Here is a 15,242-nt window from a genome sequence, read left to right on the forward strand (position 1 = left end):
GCAATACTGCGGCCATGGATGGATCCGTGACCCGCGGCCGGGTTCGCCGGCTGCTGCTCCCCGTGACGGCGGCCTTCGCCGCGGCCGCCCTGCTGGCCGGCTGCTCCGGCTCCGGCTCCGACGCGGCGCACTCCTCCCCGGCGCAGGCCAACGTGGCCGCGCCGAAGCAGGCCCAGGCGCCGCACCGGGCGGACGGCAACGGCCTCCAGGCCGACTACGAGCGGGTGATCAAGGACGTACTGCCGTCGGTCGTCCAGATCGACGCGGCCGACAGCCTGGGCTCCGGGATCGTCTACGACGCCCAGGGGCACATCGTCACCAACGCCCATGTGGTGGGCCGCGAGAACACCTTCAAGGTGTCCACCGCCACCGGCGGCGGCGCGATCGCCGCCAGGCTGGTGGCGGCCTACCCCGAGCAGGACCTCGCGGTGATCAAGCTGGACTCGGTGCCGAACGGGCTCAAACCGGCCAGGTTCGGCGACTCCACGAAGGTCGCGATGGGCCAGATCGTGCTGGCCATGGGCTCGCCGCTGGGCCTGTCCAGCAGCGTCACCCAGGGCATCGTCTCGGCGACCGGCCGGACGGTGACCGAGAGCAGCGCGGGCGGCGGCACCGGCGCCACCATCGGCAACATGGTGCAGACGTCGGCGGCGATCAACCCGGGCAACAGCGGCGGCGCGCTGGTCAACCTGGACAGCGAGATCATCGGCATCCCGACACTGGCGGCGACCGACCCGGACATGGGCGGCAGCGCGGCCCCGGGCATCGGCTTCGCCATCCCGGTCTCGATGGTGAAGACGGTCGCGGACCAGATCATCAAGAGCGGCAAGGTCACCGACTCGGGCCGGGCGGCCCTCGGCGTGACCGGACGTACCCTCGTCGACTCCGACTACCAGCCCGCGGGCGTCGCCATCGTCGAGGTGAAGGCGGGCGGGGCGGCCGACAAGGCGGGGCTGAAGGCCGGGGACATCCTCACCCGGCTAGGGGACACCGACATCAGCACCATCACCTCGCTGTCGGAGGCGCTGGCCGCCGCCAAGCCCGGCCAGACCGTCCAGGTGACCTATACGCGCGGCGGCTCGGTGAAGACCGCCCAGGTCACCCTCGGCGAGATCTGAGCGCCCCCGCGCGGGGAGCGCACGGCGGCGCCCGCGGACCGAAGAGGTCCGCGGGCGCCGTCTCGTGCCACCGTGCGTCCGCGCGTCAGGACGCGTCGGCGTGCAGGCTCATCGGGCCGTAGATCTTCTTGCCGTCGTCGAAGAGGTGCACCTGGTCGGCCCCGCCTTCCAGCAGGTCCTTCCAGACCTCACCGATCCAGGACTCCGCGTCGCCCTGGGTCGTGAACTCCTCCGGTGCCACCGCCGGCTCGACCTCCGTCCCGTCGGACTTCTCGAATCGCCACGTCCACGCCATGTGCGCCTCCCGGGTCACGTTGCTGCCCGCAGCGTAGCCGGGCGCGCACCGCCCGCGGTGACGCGGGAGGATCGTCTTCGTGGAACTGACTCTCCTCGGCACCGGGGCCCCCGCCGGGCTGCCGCGCCCCGACTGCCCCTGCGCCGCGTGCGCCTCGGCCCGCGGCGACCAGGCGCGCGCCGCGACCGCCCTGCTCGTCGACGGCGCCCTGCTGCTCGATCTGACCCCCGGGGCGGCGCTCGCCGCCGCCCGGGCCGGGCACTCGCTCACGGGCGTGCGGCAGGTCCTGCTCACCCATCCGCACGACGGGCCCGCGGTGGAGCTGCCCCCCGGGCTCCCGTCGGCCGGGCGGGTCCCTGACGGCCGGGTCCTGACGCTGATCAGCGGACACCGGGTGCGGGCCGTGCCGATGGACGCGCCGGGCACCGGGTACGAGGTGACCTCCCCGGAGGGCGAGCGGCTGCTGTATCTGCCGCCCGGGGGCGCGCCGTCGGGGATGGCCGGGGCGTCGCACCCGTACGACATGGTGGTCTGCGACGTCCTGGGGCGGCCGGACGCGCTGGCCCGGCTGCGGGCGGCGGGCGCCGTGGGGCCCGCCACCGATGTGGTGGCCGCGCACGTGGACCACGACGTGCCGCCCGGCCGGGAGCTGGCCAGGAGGCTGGCGGCGGCCGGGGCGCGGGCGGTGCCGGACGGGACGACGCTGATCGTCGGGGAGTACCACGCGGTGCCCGACCTGCCGCGCCGCACGCTGGTCCTCGGCGGGGCCCGCTCGGGCAAGTCCGTGGAGGCCGAGCGCCGTCTGGAGGCCTTCCCCGAGGTCGTGTACGTGGCGACGGGCGGCACCCGGGAGGGCGATCCGGAGTGGGCGGCGCGGGTCGGGCTGCACCGCGAGCGGCGGCCCGGAGCCTGGCGCACGGAGGAGACCTGCGACCTGGTGCCGCTGCTCGCCTCGCCCGGGCCCGCGCTGCTCGTGGACTGCCTGTCGCTGTGGCTGACGGACGCGATGGACCGGGCCGGGGCGTGGGAGGAGGAGAAGCTGCCGGAGGCGGTGCGGGAGCGGGTGGCCGAGCTGGTCGCGGCGGTCCGCGCGACCTCCAGGACCGTGGTGTTCGTCAGCAACGAGGTGGGCTCCGGGGTGGTGCCCGCGACGCGCGCCGGACGGATGTTCCGGGACGAGCTCGGCAGGCTCAACACGGCGGTCGCGGGCGAGTGCGAGCACGTGCTCCTGGTGGTCGCCGGGCAGGCGCTGGTGCTGCGCGGCTGAGCGGACGGGCCGCGGGGCCCGATCTTGCCGCACCACCCGCGGGGCGGCCCCGCACTGCCGGTACTGTTCGGCGAATGAGCAGGCTGAATCTCGACGACTTCTCCGATCTGATCGAACGCCCCGACAGCGGTGTGCGGCGTGACGCCGAGGAACGCCGGGAGCGGCTGACCGTGCCGTCCGGCGCGCTCGGCCGGCTCGACGAGCTGGGCGAGTGGCTGTCCGCCGCGCAGGGCACGGTTCCCGTCAAACCCATCGAGCACCCGCGCGTGATCCTCTTCGCGGGCGACCACGGCGTCGCCGAGCTGGGCGTCTCGGCCCGCCCGGCGGGCTCCGCGCACACCCTGGTGCGGTCGGTCCTGGACGGCGCGGGCCCGGTCTCCGTACTGGCCCGCCGTCTGAACACCTCCGTACGGATCGTCGACGCGGGTCTGGACTGCGACCCGGAGCTGCTGCCCGAGGACGTCGTACGGCACCGGGTGCGGCGCGGCAGCGGGCGGATCGACATCGAGGACGCGCTGACCGTGGAGGAGGCCGAGGCGGCCGTACGCCTCGGGATGCGTATCGCCGACGAGGAGGCCGACTCCGGCACCGACCTGGTCGTCCTCGGCGACCTCAGCGTCGGCGGCACCACCGCCGCGGCCACCCTGATCGCGGCGCTCTGCGGCACCGACGCCTCCGTGGTCACGGGGCGTGGCGGGGCGACGATCGACGACCTGGCGTGGATGCGCAAGTGCGCGGCGATCCGGGACGCGCTGCGCCGGGCACGGCCGGTTCTGGGCGACCAGCTGGAGCTGCTGGCGGCCGTGGGCGGTGCCGACCTTGCCGCGACCACCGGTTTTCTGCTTCAGTGCGCGGTGCGCCGAATGCCGGTCATCCTCGACGGGGTGGTCTCCTCGGCCTGCGCGCTCGTTGCCCAGCGGGCCGCCTTCCGGGCTCCGGACTGGTGGCTGGCAGGTCAGCTGAGCGGTGAACCGGCCCAGTCCAAGGCACTGGACCGGATGGCACTCAACCCTCTGCTCGATCACGGCGTCACTGTCGGTGAAGGAACCGGGGCCCTGCTCGCGCTCCCCCTCGTGCAGGCCGCCGCCGCCCTTGCCGCGGAGCTGCCCGAGCGCGCGGAGACCGAGGGGGATCGCGCCGAAGACTGAGTCGCGGCGCGGCCGGGCATCGCCCCGGCCGCGGCTGTGACCGGCCATGAGGCGCGATGTCCATGCCCCATATGATCGCGTTTCATGGGAGAAGTCCGCTTGACCACCGAAGGATTGAACCGGAGTACCGTCCGGTCGCGACGCAGTGCGGCATTCGCCGTCTGGTATCTGCGCGCCGTGACGTTCATCAACTTCCTGAGCGCCGTGTGGGTTTCGCTGGGCCAGGACCTTCGGCGTCACAACACGGACGACTATTTCACGCCGTACCTGCTGGACGCGGGATTCGCCTCGGGCGTGGTCACGCTGTTCCTCGCGGTCACCATGCGCCGCCGCAAGCGGGCCGCCTGGATCCTCAACCTCGTGCTCGGCGGGCTCGTCCTGCTGCTGTTCGCGTTCGTCATGGTCTTCCCGGAGCTCCGCGGGCACGCGCAGAACTGGGTGTCGCTGGTCCTGACAGCGGCCTTCGTGCTCGCGCTGCTGCTCGGCCGCCGGGAGTTCTACGCCAAGGGCGACCGCTCCAACCCCCGGCTCGCGGCCGTCGTCGCGGGCGTCGGGCTGCTGGTCACCTCGCTGCTGGCCACGCTCCTGGTCACCGTGACCAACACGTACGAGGGCAGCCAGCACTCCACGTTCCTGGGCCGCTGGCGGTACGGCGTGATGCGGCTCGTCTCGCTGGTGCCGGACGACCACGACATCACCGGGATCGACACCCCGGGCTGGGTCGACGTCACCATCAACGTCCTGTCCACACTGCTGCTCATCGCCGTGATCTACGCGGCCTTCCGCAACCGCAAGGCCGTCGACCCGATCACCGTCGAGGACGAGGACAAGCTGCGCGCGCTCCTGGACAAGCAGGGCGAGCGCGACTCGCTCGGCTACTTCGCGCTGCGCCGCGAGAAGAGCGTCATCTGGTCCCCCACCGGCAAGGCCGCCGTGGCCTACCGGGTGGTGGGCGGTGTGTCGCTGGCCTCCGGCGACCCGATCGGCGACCCCGAGGCGTGGCCCGGCGCGATCGAGCCGTGGCTGGCCGAGGCGCGTGAGCACGGCTGGACCCCGGCGGTGATGGGCGCCAGCGAGGAGGCGGGCACCATCTACGCCCGGCACGGCCTGGACGCGCTCGAACTCGGCGACGAGGCGCTGGTGGAGACCGCCGACTTCACCCTGGACGGCCGCGCCATGCGGACCGTGCGCCAGGCGTACAACCGGGTGAAGCGTGCCGGGTACGAGGTGAGGATCCGCCGCCACGCGGACATCCCTGCCGATGAGATGAGTGAACTGCTGCGCAAGGCCGACGACTGGCGCGACGGCGCCACCGAGCGCGGTTTCTCCATGGCCCTGGGCCGTCTGGGTGACCCGGCGGACGGCCAGTGCGTGATGCTGGAGTGCACCGACGGCAACGGCGACCTGCGGGCCGTCCTGAGCTTCGTGCCGTGGGGCCCCAACGGGCTCTCCCTCGACCTGATGCGCCGCGACCGGGACTCCGAGAACGGCCTGATGGAGTTCATGGTCATCGAGCTCCTGCAGCGCGCCAAGGAGATCCAGATCACCCAGGTCTCGCTGAACTTCGCGATGTTCCGCTCCGTCTTCGAACGCGGCTCGAAGCTCGGCGCGGGGCCCGTGCTGAGGCTGTGGCGCTCGCTGCTCAGCTTCTTCTCCCGCTGGTGGCAGATCGAGTCGCTGTACCGCGCCAACGCCAAGTACCGACCGATCTGGGAGCCCCGCTTCATGCTCTTCGAGAAGTCCGCCGACCTGCCGCGCATCGGTATCGCGGCCGCGCGCGCGGAAGGCTTCCTGGAGGCTCCCGGGCTGCCCAAGTGGCTGCACCGCAAGCACCTGGAGTCCCAGAGGTGAGGGGTCCCCGCTCCCTGACCGGCAACGGACCAGTACGTCGGTTCGTCCGGCGGGAGTGGGGTCCGCTCCACCTGGCCGTCCGCTACGCGCTCACCACCCAGCGCTGGCGGGCGGTCCCCATGACGCTCGGCGCGGTCGCGCTGACATCGTTGTTCCAGATCGTCCAGAGCCAGCCGTGGGGCTTCCGGCCGGTCCAGGTGATCGGCTCGGTCAAGGCCGAGGACGCGCTGTGGATCTCGCTGCTGCGCACCCCGCTCTCCCTCTTCGTCCCGGCCCTGGACCTGCCGGTCTGGGGCGCGCTCGCCCAGCTCCTGCTGGTGTTCGGGATCGCGGAGATCTGCATCGGCCGCCGCCACACCCTGCTCATCGCGTACACGGCGACGCTGGCCGGGACGATGTACGCGCGCGTGGGCATCGCCCTCGGCCCCGACAGCGTCCTGGGGCTGCCCGCCTCGGACGCCAAGATGGTCGACACCGGCCCCTCGGCCGCGGTGGTGGGGCTCGCGGTGTACGTGTGCTGGCGCTACCGGGCGTACTGGACGGCCGGGGTCGTGACCGCCTCGATGGCCGGCGAGGTGGCGCTCAAGGACAACCTCGCGGGCAAGGAGCACATCGCGGCGATCGTCGCGGTGGGCGTGCTGTGCTGGATCACCTCGGTACGCCAGAAGCGCCGCCGCGACCGCGCCGCTCAGGGGCGGCGCACCGGCAGCCTGTCCGGGGCACCGCCGATAAAGTCCTGAACCCGGCGCCGCAGCCGCGTCCAGCGCCGGTCGTGCCGGTAGACCCGCATGGCGGAGCGGGCCCGGGCCCTGGGCCGCTTGCGGTAGAAGCGGCGGGCCCACGGCGAGCCGGGCCGGGCGAGCCGGATGGCGCCGATCAGCGCCACGAACGGGACCAGCGTGCCCATGATGGCGAGCCGGAACTTGCCCTTGAAGAGCGCGATCAGCACGAAGCAGAAGTTGATCCAGAGGGTGAGGATGAACGACGCCCGGTCGTGCTGCTCCTGCGGGGTCATGTCGTTGACGCCGAGCGGCGAGAACCCGCCGAGGGTGAGCAGCACCAGGGCGGCGGTCAGCACCACCACCTCGACGCTCTTGCGGCCCTGCTCGGTCCAGTAGACGTCGTCCAGGTGCAGGATCAGCGCGAACTCGTCCAGGACCAGGCCCGCGCCGACGCCGAAGACCACCGCGAAGACACAGGCGCCGATCCCCTGCCGCCCGCTGCCGACCGCCCCGAACCCGCCCGCCACGGTGAGGATCACCCCGGGCACCACGTGGTGGATGTGCATCCCGCCCGGCCTGATGTTGCGGAACGGGCCGCGCCCGGCCCGGATGAGCCGGGTGATCGTACGGGTGACGAGGAAGGTCAGCACGAACGACGCGAGGGCGAGCAGCATCGGAAGCTTGCCCGGCTCGACGAAGTTCCGGTTGAACCAGCTCATCCCCATCCGCCCTGAATCGGAGGAGTACCCGCAATACGCGCAATTTACCCCGGCGGGGCCGGGAGTGACGCGCGGGATACCCTGCGGCCGATGAATCCCATGGACGGCATACGGTTCGCCTTCGGCACGCTCACCGCGCTCCCGGTACGGGTCACCCGCTGGGACCGCGAGGCGGCCCGCTCCGGGATGCTCTGGGCCCCCCTGGCGGGCCTGGTCCTCGGCCTGGGCGCGGCGGCCGTAGGAGGCCTCCTGCTGCTCCTCGGCTCGGGCCCGCTGCTCGCCGCGGTCGCCACGGCCGCGGTCCCGGCCGCGCTCACCCGGGGGCTGCACCTGGACGGCCTCGCGGACGTGGCGGACGGGCTCGGCAGCGCGAAGCCCGCGGAGGACGCGCTGCGGATCATGAAGCAGTCGGACATCGGCCCGTTCGGCGTGCTCACCCTGGTCTTCGTCCTCCTGGGCCAGGTGGCCGTCCTCGCCGAGCTGTACGCGCAGAGCTGGGCCCGGGGCGCGGTGGCGGCGGTGGTCGCGGCCGCCACGGCCCGCCTGGCCCTCACCCTAACCTGCCGCCCGGCCGTCCCTCCGGCCCGCCCTGACGGCCTGGGAGCGGCGGTGGCGGGTGCGGTGCCCCTGCGGGCGGCGGTGGGGGTGGCGGTGCTGGTCGCGGCGGTGTGCGCGGCGGGGGCGGGGGTGACGCTGGGGTGGGGCGCGGCGCTCCACCACGGTCTGGCGGTCGCGGGCGGCCTGGTGGCGGGCCAGCTGCTCCTGGCCCATTGTGTGCGCCGGTTCGGCGGGGTGACGGGGGATGTGTTCGGCGCGGTGGAGGAGGCGGCGGTGACGGCGACCCTGATCGTGTCGGTGCTCTAAGGCCTACGGCCCTTTTGGCCGGACTTCACCTGCGGGCCGGTGGCGGGCTGGCCGCGCAGTTCCCCGCGCCCCTTTTCTGCCCGGTGTTCGTCTGCGGGTGTGTGGTGGGTTGCTCGCGCAGTTCCCCGCGCCCCTAGGTGGTTCATTACCTGCGGGCCGGTGGTGGGCTGGTCGCGCAGTTCCCCGCGCCCCTAGAGGGTCGGCCGCAGCCGGAGAACCCAGCTCAGCCACAGGCTTTTAGGGGCGCGGGGAACTGCGCGAGAAGCGGGCACGGTCCGCAGACGAACGAGGGTTTTCGGGGGCGCGGGGCTGTGACATGTGCGGCTCCGCCGCGTGGGCGCGACCGGCGCCCGTAAGGGGCGCGGGGAACTGCGCGAGCAACCCACCACCGGCCCGCAGACGAGGTCCGGGCAACCCGCTAGCACGCCTCCCTCCACGTCCCCAGCTCCAACTCCTTCCGCATGGAGCTCAGCCTCAACCCCCGCGCCGCCTCGCAGAACTTCCCCCGCGCCAGCTTGTACTCCACGTGGAAGACGGCCTTTCCCGCCTTCACGAACGGCGTCAGCCGATCGCACTCGCCGAACTCCGCGCACTGCTCGTTCACCGCGAAGTCGAAGTCCCCCACCAGCTCCGGGATCTGGTCGAGGTCGTTCTTCAGGCCGACCGCCATCCCCCGGTCATGGGCGAGCCGCGCGATCAGCCGGTTGTACGCGAGCTGATGGGCCGCCGTGAGCGGGAACCCGGTCTCGTTGTCGTAGCCGTCCATGTTGTCCGGCTCGACCGCGTCGAAGCCCTTCTCCCGGCACATGTCGAACCGCTTGGCCATCAGCGGCCCCAGCACGTCCGTGCGGCGGACGTCGAGCCAGCGCTCGCCCTTCCAGCCGTTGCTCTCGCCGAGCACCGACTTGGGGAACCGGCCGGCGTCCGGGCGGAAGTCCTCCCAGGCGCCGGTGGAGACGTAGCAGATGACCTTGCGCCCGCGCCGGTGCAGATCGTCGACCTGGGCCTTGGAGACGTTGAAGCCGTCGACGTCGTACACCGGCACGTCGACCGTCGGGTCGAGCTTCCCGGTGAGCTGCCACTGCCAGGCGAGGCCGGGCCTCGGCTGCCAGCGCGCGCCACCGGGCTTCGGCGAAGACGAGGGCGAGGTCGGGGGCGAGGGGCTGGCCGGGGTCGGGCCCGGCGCGGTGCTCGACTCGTCCGGCGCCGGCCGGTCGTCGTCGTCCGGGGACGACGAGGAGCACCCCGCCACCAGGAGCAGCAGCAGGACCAGGGCGAGCGGGAGGCGTCTCATCGGGCGGGCTCCAGGAGGTGCGGCAGGGTGCCCCAGGGGTGCGGGGCCTCGCCCGGCACCGCGCAGTGCACGGACGTGGTGGGCCGGGCACCGGGCGGGGCCGCGTACACCAGGTGGCAGAAGAGCTCGGGCGGGTGATCCCGGGTCCACTCCGGGGCGCGCACCTCGGGATAGGCCGCCCAGGTGCCCTCGAACGTGACCAGCAGGTCCGCGAGGCCGGCGTAGCCGGGGTCGGGGTGGGCGCCGTGGTTGAGGACCAGGGTGTCGGCCCCGGCGGCGCGCGCGGCGACCGAGAGCCGCCGGTAGTGCGGCAGCAGCGCGGGGTCGGTGGCCACCTGGTCGAGGAAGGCGCCGTCGGCCCCGTACCAGTCGCGGTGGCGCAGCAGGTCGCGTACGACGTCGGCGTGCGGGCGGCGGCCGTAGTCCGTGTCCGCGTAGCCGAGCACGGGCACATCGGCCGCCCGCAGCCGGGCCGCGGCCTCGGCGAACGCCGGGTCGGGGGCCTCCCCCGCGCCGCTGGCCGGGTTGAGCACCACGCCGTACAGCAGCGGGGCCGCCGCGATCAGCGTCTCCCAGGCGTCGGGCCGGTCGGCGGGGTGGTCGTAGAAGGGGACGAGGAGGGTGCGGGGCATGGCGTGCGTGACTTCCGTCCTGATGTGCGCGGGCGCTGCGGACCCCGCTCCGTATGCGGTCGAACGCGATGCGGTCGTGCCTGATCCAGTCATACCCGGTGGGCCGTCGCCCTTCCCAGCAGCGCTCCCACCAGCGCGGCCAGCACCACCGCCGCCACGCCCGCCACCACCGGCCCGACCGTGCGCGGGTGGCCCGCCCCGGTCGCCAGGGCGAGGACCTGCGCCCCGCCCGCCGTGCAGCAGACGGCGGCGGCGCTGCGGACCGCCCCGAACGACTGGAGCAGCAGCGCGATCCACAGGACCATGCCGGTGAGCAGCAGCCCGGTCAGGCGCAGCGCGCCCAGTTCGGGGGCGCCCGGCCACAGGAGCGTGCCGAGGACGGTCAGGGCGAGGAGGATCGCCAGATAGCCGCTCAGGCAGACCGCGAGGGTGCTCGCGGTCGCCTTGCGGAAGCCGTACGCGGTGGTGCTGGTCCGCAGCCCCGCCAGGCTCTGGCTGCGGAAGCGGTACAGCAGCCATTCGGCGGGGCCCATGCTCAGGGTGAGCGCCACCGCCGAGGGCGCGGCCACGGCGGCCCCGGCCCCGTCGGCGAACACGTCCCCGACGGCCGCGTAGAGCACCAGGACGCCGGTGCCCAGGCCGAACAGGGCGTACGGGACGGACGCGGCGAGCCGTGGGCCCGGCCGTCCGTCGGCCGCTGCCCCGTCGCCGCCCGCCTCGCCGGCCAGGGCTCGCCGGGCGAACCCGGCCGCCGCGGCCAGCGGGAGCAGCAGCAGCGCGGTGCGCAGCACGTCGGGCAGGTCGAGGGCGAGGGTCGCGGCGGCGCCCGCCGTCATCGGCAGCAGCGCGACCAGCAGGTCCCGCTCGCGCCCCAGGGCGAGCAGCACGGTCGCCGCCGCCAGATAGACGGCCTGCCCGGCGGCGAAGGCGGCCGCGGACAGCTCACCTGGCCCGCTCGCCGCCAGCGCCACCAGGGCGCTGAGCACGGCCCCCAGCGGCGCCCCGACGCGCAGGGCGGCGGCCGCGGCGGGCCGGTCGCCGAGGCCCAGCCAGGCGTAAGCGCGGTGCGAGAGGCCCTGGTTCCACACCCAGCCGGTGACGGCCCCGGCGAGCAGCGGGACCGTACCGGCGGGCAGGCCGAAGCCGTCCGGCGGCCCGGTGAGCAGCGGCGCCCCCAGGACGTACGCGAGGCCGGGCAGCGCGAACACCAGGCCGCGCAGCAGACAGGCGGGCAGGGCGGCGTGCCAGGGGTCGGCGGCCGGGCCCGCGGCGGGCGGGAAGCGGCGCTCCACGCGCGCGTAGAGGTCCTCGGCGAGTTCGAAGGAGTCCTGGCGGCCGTAGGCCGTACGGATGTGGGCGTCGGTCATGCCGTCGGATTCGAGGATGGCCGCGACCTCGTCGGGGTGGACGGCGGCGGCGATCAACTCCTCCATGCGGTCGGCGAGTTCGTCGATGGGGTCGGCGGCGACGGCGTGCGGACGCTGTCGGGGGATGAAGGGCAGGGTGTGCTGACCCTCCTTGCCCAGCCAGAGCGAACCGCTCACCAGACGGATCCGTCCGACGCCAGCTCCCGGTACCAGGGATCGACCAGTTCGAGCGTCCAGTCGTCCTGCGGCACCTCGGCGCGCGGCTCGGCGACCGGCGCGTACTGCCGTACGGGCTCCGGGCTGCCGGCGAGCTCCAGATAGATCCGGCGGAAGCCGTCCACGGACCGGTGGAGCGTGAACTGGTCGACGACCCGGCTGCGGGCCCGCGCGCCCAGTTCGGTGCGGTACGCGTCGTCGCGCAGCAGCGCGAGCGTGGCCTCGGCCATCAGCGCGGGCTCGCGCGGCGGCACCACAAGACCGGCGTCCCCGACGGCCTCGCGCACCCCGCCCACGTCCGTGGACACCGTGGCGCGGCCGCAGGACATCGCCTCTATCAACGAGAAAGGGAACCCCTCACTGATGCTGGAGAGCATCACCACGCTCCCCGCCGCGTACGCGCTCGCGACGTCGCTGATACGGCCCTCGTAGCTGATGCCGTCGCTCACGCCGAGTTCGGCGGCGAGCTTCTCCAGCTTGGTGCGGTAGTCGGCGTTGCCCGCCGGGACGGGGCCGAACAGCCGCAGCCGCACCTCGGGCAGCTCCGCCCTGACCATGGCGTACGCCCGGATCAGGGTCTCCAGGTCCTTGATGGGGTCGACGCGCCCGCACCAGCTGAGGGTGGGCACCGCCGGGTCGGGTCCGGCGTGCGGGAAGAGGGTGGGGTCGACGCCGTTGTAGACCGTCCTGATGCGGTCCACCGGCGCCCCGCCGCGCTCCTCCCAGCGGCGGTTGTACTGGTTGCACGGGGTGATGAGGTCGGCCTGGCGGTAGCCCATCGAGTTGAGCTCGCGGTAGAAGCTGAGGATCACCGACTTCACCGGCCAGGACTGCTCGCCGGTGCGGTAGCCGAGGTAGCGCTCGCGCAGGTAGATGCCGTGTTCGGTGAGGAGGAAGGGCACGCCGTCGAAGTGCTGGGCGGCGAGCGCGGGCAGGGTGGCGAGCCCGCTGCTGACGGCGTGCGCCACGCAGTCCTCCGGGAGCCGGGCGGCCAGCGGGCGCAGCGCGTGTTCGAGGAGGTCGGTGGCGGTCAGGGCGTCGTGCACGGTGGGCCGTGCGGCGGCTATCTGAAGGTGCGGCATGGTCCAGATCCACATCAGCGACCGCAGCGCGGCCTCCGAGCGCATCGCCGCCGAGAGCCGCCCGGCCCGGGCCAGCCGCGCCAGGGCGTACAGCCCCTGGGTGAAGTCGCAGCCGGACTCCGGGTCGAGCATCGAGAGCAGGAACCGCTCATAGACGTCTATGAAGCGGCGCCGCTCCTTGCCGAGCAGTGGCCGCCGCGCCGGCACCGTCCCCCACAGGGGGAACGCCGTGTGCCGGTACACGTTCGGCGGCAGCTCCCAGGTGACCGGCTCGCGGCCGCTGCCGGTGAGGGCCAGGACGTTGAAGTCGACCTCCGGCATACCGCGGACGAGCTGGTCGCACCAGGTGCTCACACCACCGTGGATGTGCGGATAGGTGCCTTCCGTGAGCATGGTGACATGACGGCCACTGCTCGGCATTGGTGTCCCCCCTGGACAGCGAATGTCAGTCGGCTGGTCAGGCCGGAAGCTTCAGCGTGACCGCCGCCTGGAGCGGTCCGGGTGAGGACCAGGCGGAGCGCTGACCCGCGTACGGCGTGCCGAACACGGTGGTACCGAGGAGCTGTTGCTGCTGGGTGCCCTCGGGAGCGGTGATGGGTGCCACCACGCCCGACGGCGCCTGGACGGTCACGGTGGTACCGATGCGGTACGCGGTGACCTTGCCGTCGGCGACCGCCTTGGCCCAGGTGGACTGGCGGCCGAGTTCGGTGCCGATGTCCCGCTGGCGCAGGTTGACGACGGGCGCGCTGTCCGCGAACAGACCACGGTAGTCGCCCAGGACCTTGTCCAGGACCGGGTAGAGGATCCGCTCCTCGGCCAGGTTGGACTGGTGGACGTAGTGCGGCCGCGGGTCGTTGCCGAGCACATGGCGCAGCGCGGTGCCGGCCTCCTGGGGGACGATGTGGGACTGGTAGCCGGTGGCGGTGTCCAGCGGCGCGGGCAGGCAGGTGGACGTCGGGTTGTCCTCGCAGATCCCGCTGCCGCCGTCCGCCTTCGAGGTGTAGATCCAGTTGTACTCGTCGGTCATCTCGGCCGCGTTGCCGACGTTGTAGTACACGTTCATCGGGTAGCGCGGCACCGTGAGGGCCTTGCCGACCGGGCGCTGCTGCGGCTCGCGCGAGTTGTCGCTGCCGATCCACTTGACCCCGGCGTCCAGGAGCCCACCGGCCAGGTTGGGGTTGTCCTGGGGCTGCTGCGGCAGGGTCTTCAGGCCGGAGTGCTCACCGGTGACCAGCTCGGCGCGGTCGACCGGAAGGCCCTTCTGCACGCCCCAGTTGTAGTTGTTGTTGATCTGGCCGGAAATATCGCTCCGGCTCACCCACTTGGTGCTGCCGTCGGCGTTCTTCGCGCAGGCCCAGGGGACGGTGGTGGTGTCCTGGACGCAGCCGAGGAACTCGTGGGTGTAGGTGTGGTTCTCCCAGCGGAACTTGGCCTTGTCGGCGAGGAGCTGGGCGGTGAGCGCGTCGGTGCCGCCGTTCTCGGCCTTCCACTCCTCGCCGGAGCCCGCGTTGTACAGCAGGTCGAGGGTGAAACCGTTCGCCTGCTCCCACTGGGCGGCGTACTGCGCGTCGGCCGCCGTCATCCGGATGTCGCTGGTCGCCCCGCTCCCCCCGGCGCAGTCGAAGTCGCCCGGGGTGCAGTTGGCCGCGGTGTCCCAGCGGGCGTCCGGCGCGAAGACGTCGTCGACGTGCACGGCGAAGTAGTTGCGGCTCTGCCCCAGGTGTACGCCTTGGGTCAGCCATTCCACCATGCCGCGGGCCAGCACCTTGAACTGCTCCTGGTACTGGTTGTAGGCGAAGGTGACGACCAGTTCGCTGCGCCCGTCGTGGGTGTAGGACCCGAGCAGGGAACCGCCGGTGGGCGCGGTGAGGTAGCTGGTGTAGCCGTCCCGGGGGTGGCCCGCGTACCCGTAGCTCTCGGACACCAGGGCGGAGTTGTCCTCGAAGGGGACCGTTCCGTCCAGGTAGTTGAACGGCCCGGTCTTGCCGGCCGCGGTGACCTGGGTGGTGGCGCCGTCCAGGACGCCCGACCAACCGCCGTTCTGGTCGGTGTAGTCGAGCCCGACCTCGGGGTGGGCCCAGGTGTAGGCGTCGATCTGGCGGATGCCGAAGGTCTTCTCGTACGCCGCGAGCGCGGCCTGCTCGGGGGCGTCGGCCGAGCCGAACGGGATCTCGTTGGGCGCGACCACGCCCTGGAACTTGGCGCGGGGCCGCCCGCTCACCGTGTCGCTCAGGAAGGCCGCGTCAACGGTCTGGCGCCCGGCGTCGTTCAGCTTCACCGTCTGGTACGGCAGGCCGATGCTCTGCAACTGGGCGACCAGCGCGTCCACCGCGCTGCCCCCGTCGTCCAGGACGAGCACCTTCAGGTCGATGCGCGGCGCCGTCGCCGCGGTGGCGGCACTCGCCGCGGGTATGCCCGCCGCCAGGACGCCGGCGGCGATCAGCGCCACCGTGGATCTGCCCGCCCTCAAGCGGTTCGCCTTCTTCATTGTTCCCCCCTCATGGGGGCCCTTCCGTATGCGCACACGCATGGCAGGGCCTGTGGAGATTATGCAAAGGAGCCCCGTGCGCCCTTGCCCGAACGGGCTGAGTGTGACCGAGCGCTCACAGTCTGGCGGGGAAACATGGAAGAGACACCACGGATGAGTGAATTGCCGCCGCCGTGATC

At 72.9% G+C, this 15,242-nt stretch carries 13 protein-coding genes; 6 read left to right on the plus strand and 7 right to left on the minus strand.

The features are described from left to right. The first annotated feature begins 14 nt into the window (after positions 1 to 14). Positions 15 to 1,118 (plus strand): S1C family serine protease, encoded by a 1,104-nt coding sequence (locus BX283_RS14295; RefSeq protein WP_101388003.1) that lies wholly within the window; start codon positions 15 to 17, stop codon positions 1,116 to 1,118. Positions 1,119 to 1,203: 85 nt separating this feature from the next. Here the strand turns inward: BX283_RS14295 and BX283_RS14300 are convergent, their stop codons facing one another. Next, positions 1,204 to 1,413, minus strand: coding sequence for a hypothetical protein (locus tag BX283_RS14300; RefSeq protein WP_101388004.1), 210 nt, complete (start codon positions 1,411 to 1,413; stop codon positions 1,204 to 1,206). A 79-nt stretch (positions 1,414 to 1,492) separates the two neighbouring features. Between BX283_RS14300 and BX283_RS14305 the strand changes: the two genes are divergently transcribed. From BX283_RS14305 to BX283_RS40615, 4 genes are all read left to right on the plus strand, one after another. Further along, a complete protein-coding gene (locus tag BX283_RS14305) occupies positions 1,493 to 2,680 on the plus strand; it encodes a bifunctional adenosylcobinamide kinase/adenosylcobinamide-phosphate guanylyltransferase (protein ID WP_180357152.1) in 1,188 nt (395 codons plus the stop codon). A 74-nt stretch (positions 2,681 to 2,754) separates the two neighbouring features. Continuing rightward, a complete protein-coding gene (cobT, locus tag BX283_RS14310) occupies positions 2,755 to 3,828 on the plus strand; it encodes a nicotinate-nucleotide--dimethylbenzimidazole phosphoribosyltransferase (RefSeq protein WP_101388005.1) in 1,074 nt (357 codons plus the stop codon). 84 nt (positions 3,829 to 3,912) lie between these two features. Continuing rightward, a complete protein-coding gene (locus BX283_RS14315) occupies positions 3,913 to 5,679 on the plus strand; it encodes a phosphatidylglycerol lysyltransferase domain-containing protein (RefSeq protein WP_101388006.1) in 1,767 nt (588 codons plus the stop codon). Beyond that, on the plus strand, positions 5,676 to 6,419 hold the full coding sequence (locus tag BX283_RS40615; protein ID WP_257582785.1) for a hypothetical protein: 744 nt from the start codon (positions 5,676 to 5,678) through the stop codon (positions 6,417 to 6,419). The genes BX283_RS14315 and BX283_RS40615 overlap by 4 nt, the downstream gene beginning before the upstream one ends. Here BX283_RS40615 and BX283_RS14325 read toward each other — a convergent pair. After that, positions 6,368 to 7,120 carry a hypothetical protein gene (locus BX283_RS14325; RefSeq protein WP_373979169.1) on the minus strand — a complete coding sequence of 251 codons (753 nt, stop codon included), beginning with the start codon at positions 7,118 to 7,120 and terminating at the stop codon, positions 6,368 to 6,370. The two genes, BX283_RS40615 and BX283_RS14325, sit on opposite strands and share 52 nt — an antisense overlap. Before the next feature lie 90 nt (positions 7,121 to 7,210). Between BX283_RS14325 and BX283_RS14330 the strand changes: the two genes are divergently transcribed. Further along, complete coding sequence (locus BX283_RS14330) at positions 7,211 to 7,984, plus strand: adenosylcobinamide-GDP ribazoletransferase (RefSeq protein ID WP_101388008.1); 774 nt, start codon at positions 7,211 to 7,213, stop codon at positions 7,982 to 7,984. A gap of 418 nt (positions 7,985 to 8,402) precedes the next feature. On the opposite strand, the gene BX283_RS14335 is transcribed toward BX283_RS14330, so the two are convergent. From BX283_RS14335 to BX283_RS14355, 5 genes are all read right to left on the minus strand, one after another. Beyond that, positions 8,403 to 9,278 carry an endo alpha-1,4 polygalactosaminidase gene (locus tag BX283_RS14335; RefSeq protein WP_101388009.1) on the minus strand — a complete coding sequence of 292 codons (876 nt, stop codon included), beginning with the start codon at positions 9,276 to 9,278 and terminating at the stop codon, positions 8,403 to 8,405. Continuing rightward, positions 9,275 to 9,910, minus strand: a complete 636-nt coding sequence (locus BX283_RS14340; RefSeq protein WP_101388010.1) for a spherulation-specific family 4 protein — start codon at positions 9,908 to 9,910, stop codon at positions 9,275 to 9,277. Before BX283_RS14340 ends, BX283_RS14335 begins: the two co-directional genes overlap by 4 nt. Positions 9,911 to 9,999: 89 nt before the next feature. Then, positions 10,000 to 11,454: a hypothetical protein gene (locus tag BX283_RS14345; RefSeq protein WP_101388011.1), complete on the minus strand. Its 1,455-nt coding sequence runs from the start codon at positions 11,452 to 11,454 to the stop codon at positions 10,000 to 10,002. Further along, a complete protein-coding gene (gene pelF / locus BX283_RS14350) occupies positions 11,451 to 12,995 on the minus strand; it encodes a GT4 family glycosyltransferase PelF (protein WP_101388012.1) in 1,545 nt (514 codons plus the stop codon). Before pelF ends, BX283_RS14345 begins: the two co-directional genes overlap by 4 nt. Before the next feature lie 37 nt (positions 12,996 to 13,032). Then, positions 13,033 to 15,063, minus strand: coding sequence for a hypothetical protein (locus tag BX283_RS14355; protein WP_101388013.1), 2,031 nt, complete (start codon positions 15,061 to 15,063; stop codon positions 13,033 to 13,035). Between the last annotated feature and the right edge of the window lie 179 nt (positions 15,064 to 15,242).

The organism is Streptomyces sp. TLI_146, assembly GCF_002846415.1.
Classification (GTDB): domain Bacteria; phylum Actinomycetota; class Actinomycetes; order Streptomycetales; family Streptomycetaceae; genus Streptomyces.

Excerpts from the sequence above, each read along its gene's own strand:
- BX283_RS14295 (WP_101388003.1), top strand. The coding sequence starts at position 15 with ATGGATGGATCCGTGACCCGCGGCCGGGTTCGCCGGCTGCTGCTCCCC.
- BX283_RS14300 (WP_101388004.1), bottom strand. The coding sequence starts at position 1,413 with ATGGCGTGGACGTGGCGATTCGAGAAGTCCGACGGGACGGAGGTCGAG.
- cobT (WP_101388005.1), top strand. The coding sequence starts at position 2,755 with ATGAGCAGGCTGAATCTCGACGACTTCTCCGATCTGATCGAACGCCCC.
- BX283_RS14315 (WP_101388006.1), top strand. The coding sequence starts at position 3,913 with ATGGGAGAAGTCCGCTTGACCACCGAAGGATTGAACCGGAGTACCGTC.
- BX283_RS14325 (WP_373979169.1), bottom strand. The coding sequence starts at position 7,120 with ATGAGCTGGTTCAACCGGAACTTCGTCGAGCCGGGCAAGCTTCCGATG.
- BX283_RS14330 (WP_101388008.1), top strand. The coding sequence starts at position 7,211 with ATGAATCCCATGGACGGCATACGGTTCGCCTTCGGCACGCTCACCGCG.
- BX283_RS14335 (WP_101388009.1), bottom strand. The coding sequence starts at position 9,278 with ATGAGACGCCTCCCGCTCGCCCTGGTCCTGCTGCTGCTCCTGGTGGCG.
- BX283_RS14340 (WP_101388010.1), bottom strand. The coding sequence starts at position 9,910 with ATGCCCCGCACCCTCCTCGTCCCCTTCTACGACCACCCCGCCGACCGG.
- pelF (WP_101388012.1), bottom strand. The coding sequence starts at position 12,995 with ATGCCGAGCAGTGGCCGTCATGTCACCATGCTCACGGAAGGCACCTAT.
- BX283_RS14355 (WP_101388013.1), bottom strand. The coding sequence starts at position 15,063 with ATGAAGAAGGCGAACCGCTTGAGGGCGGGCAGATCCACGGTGGCGCTG.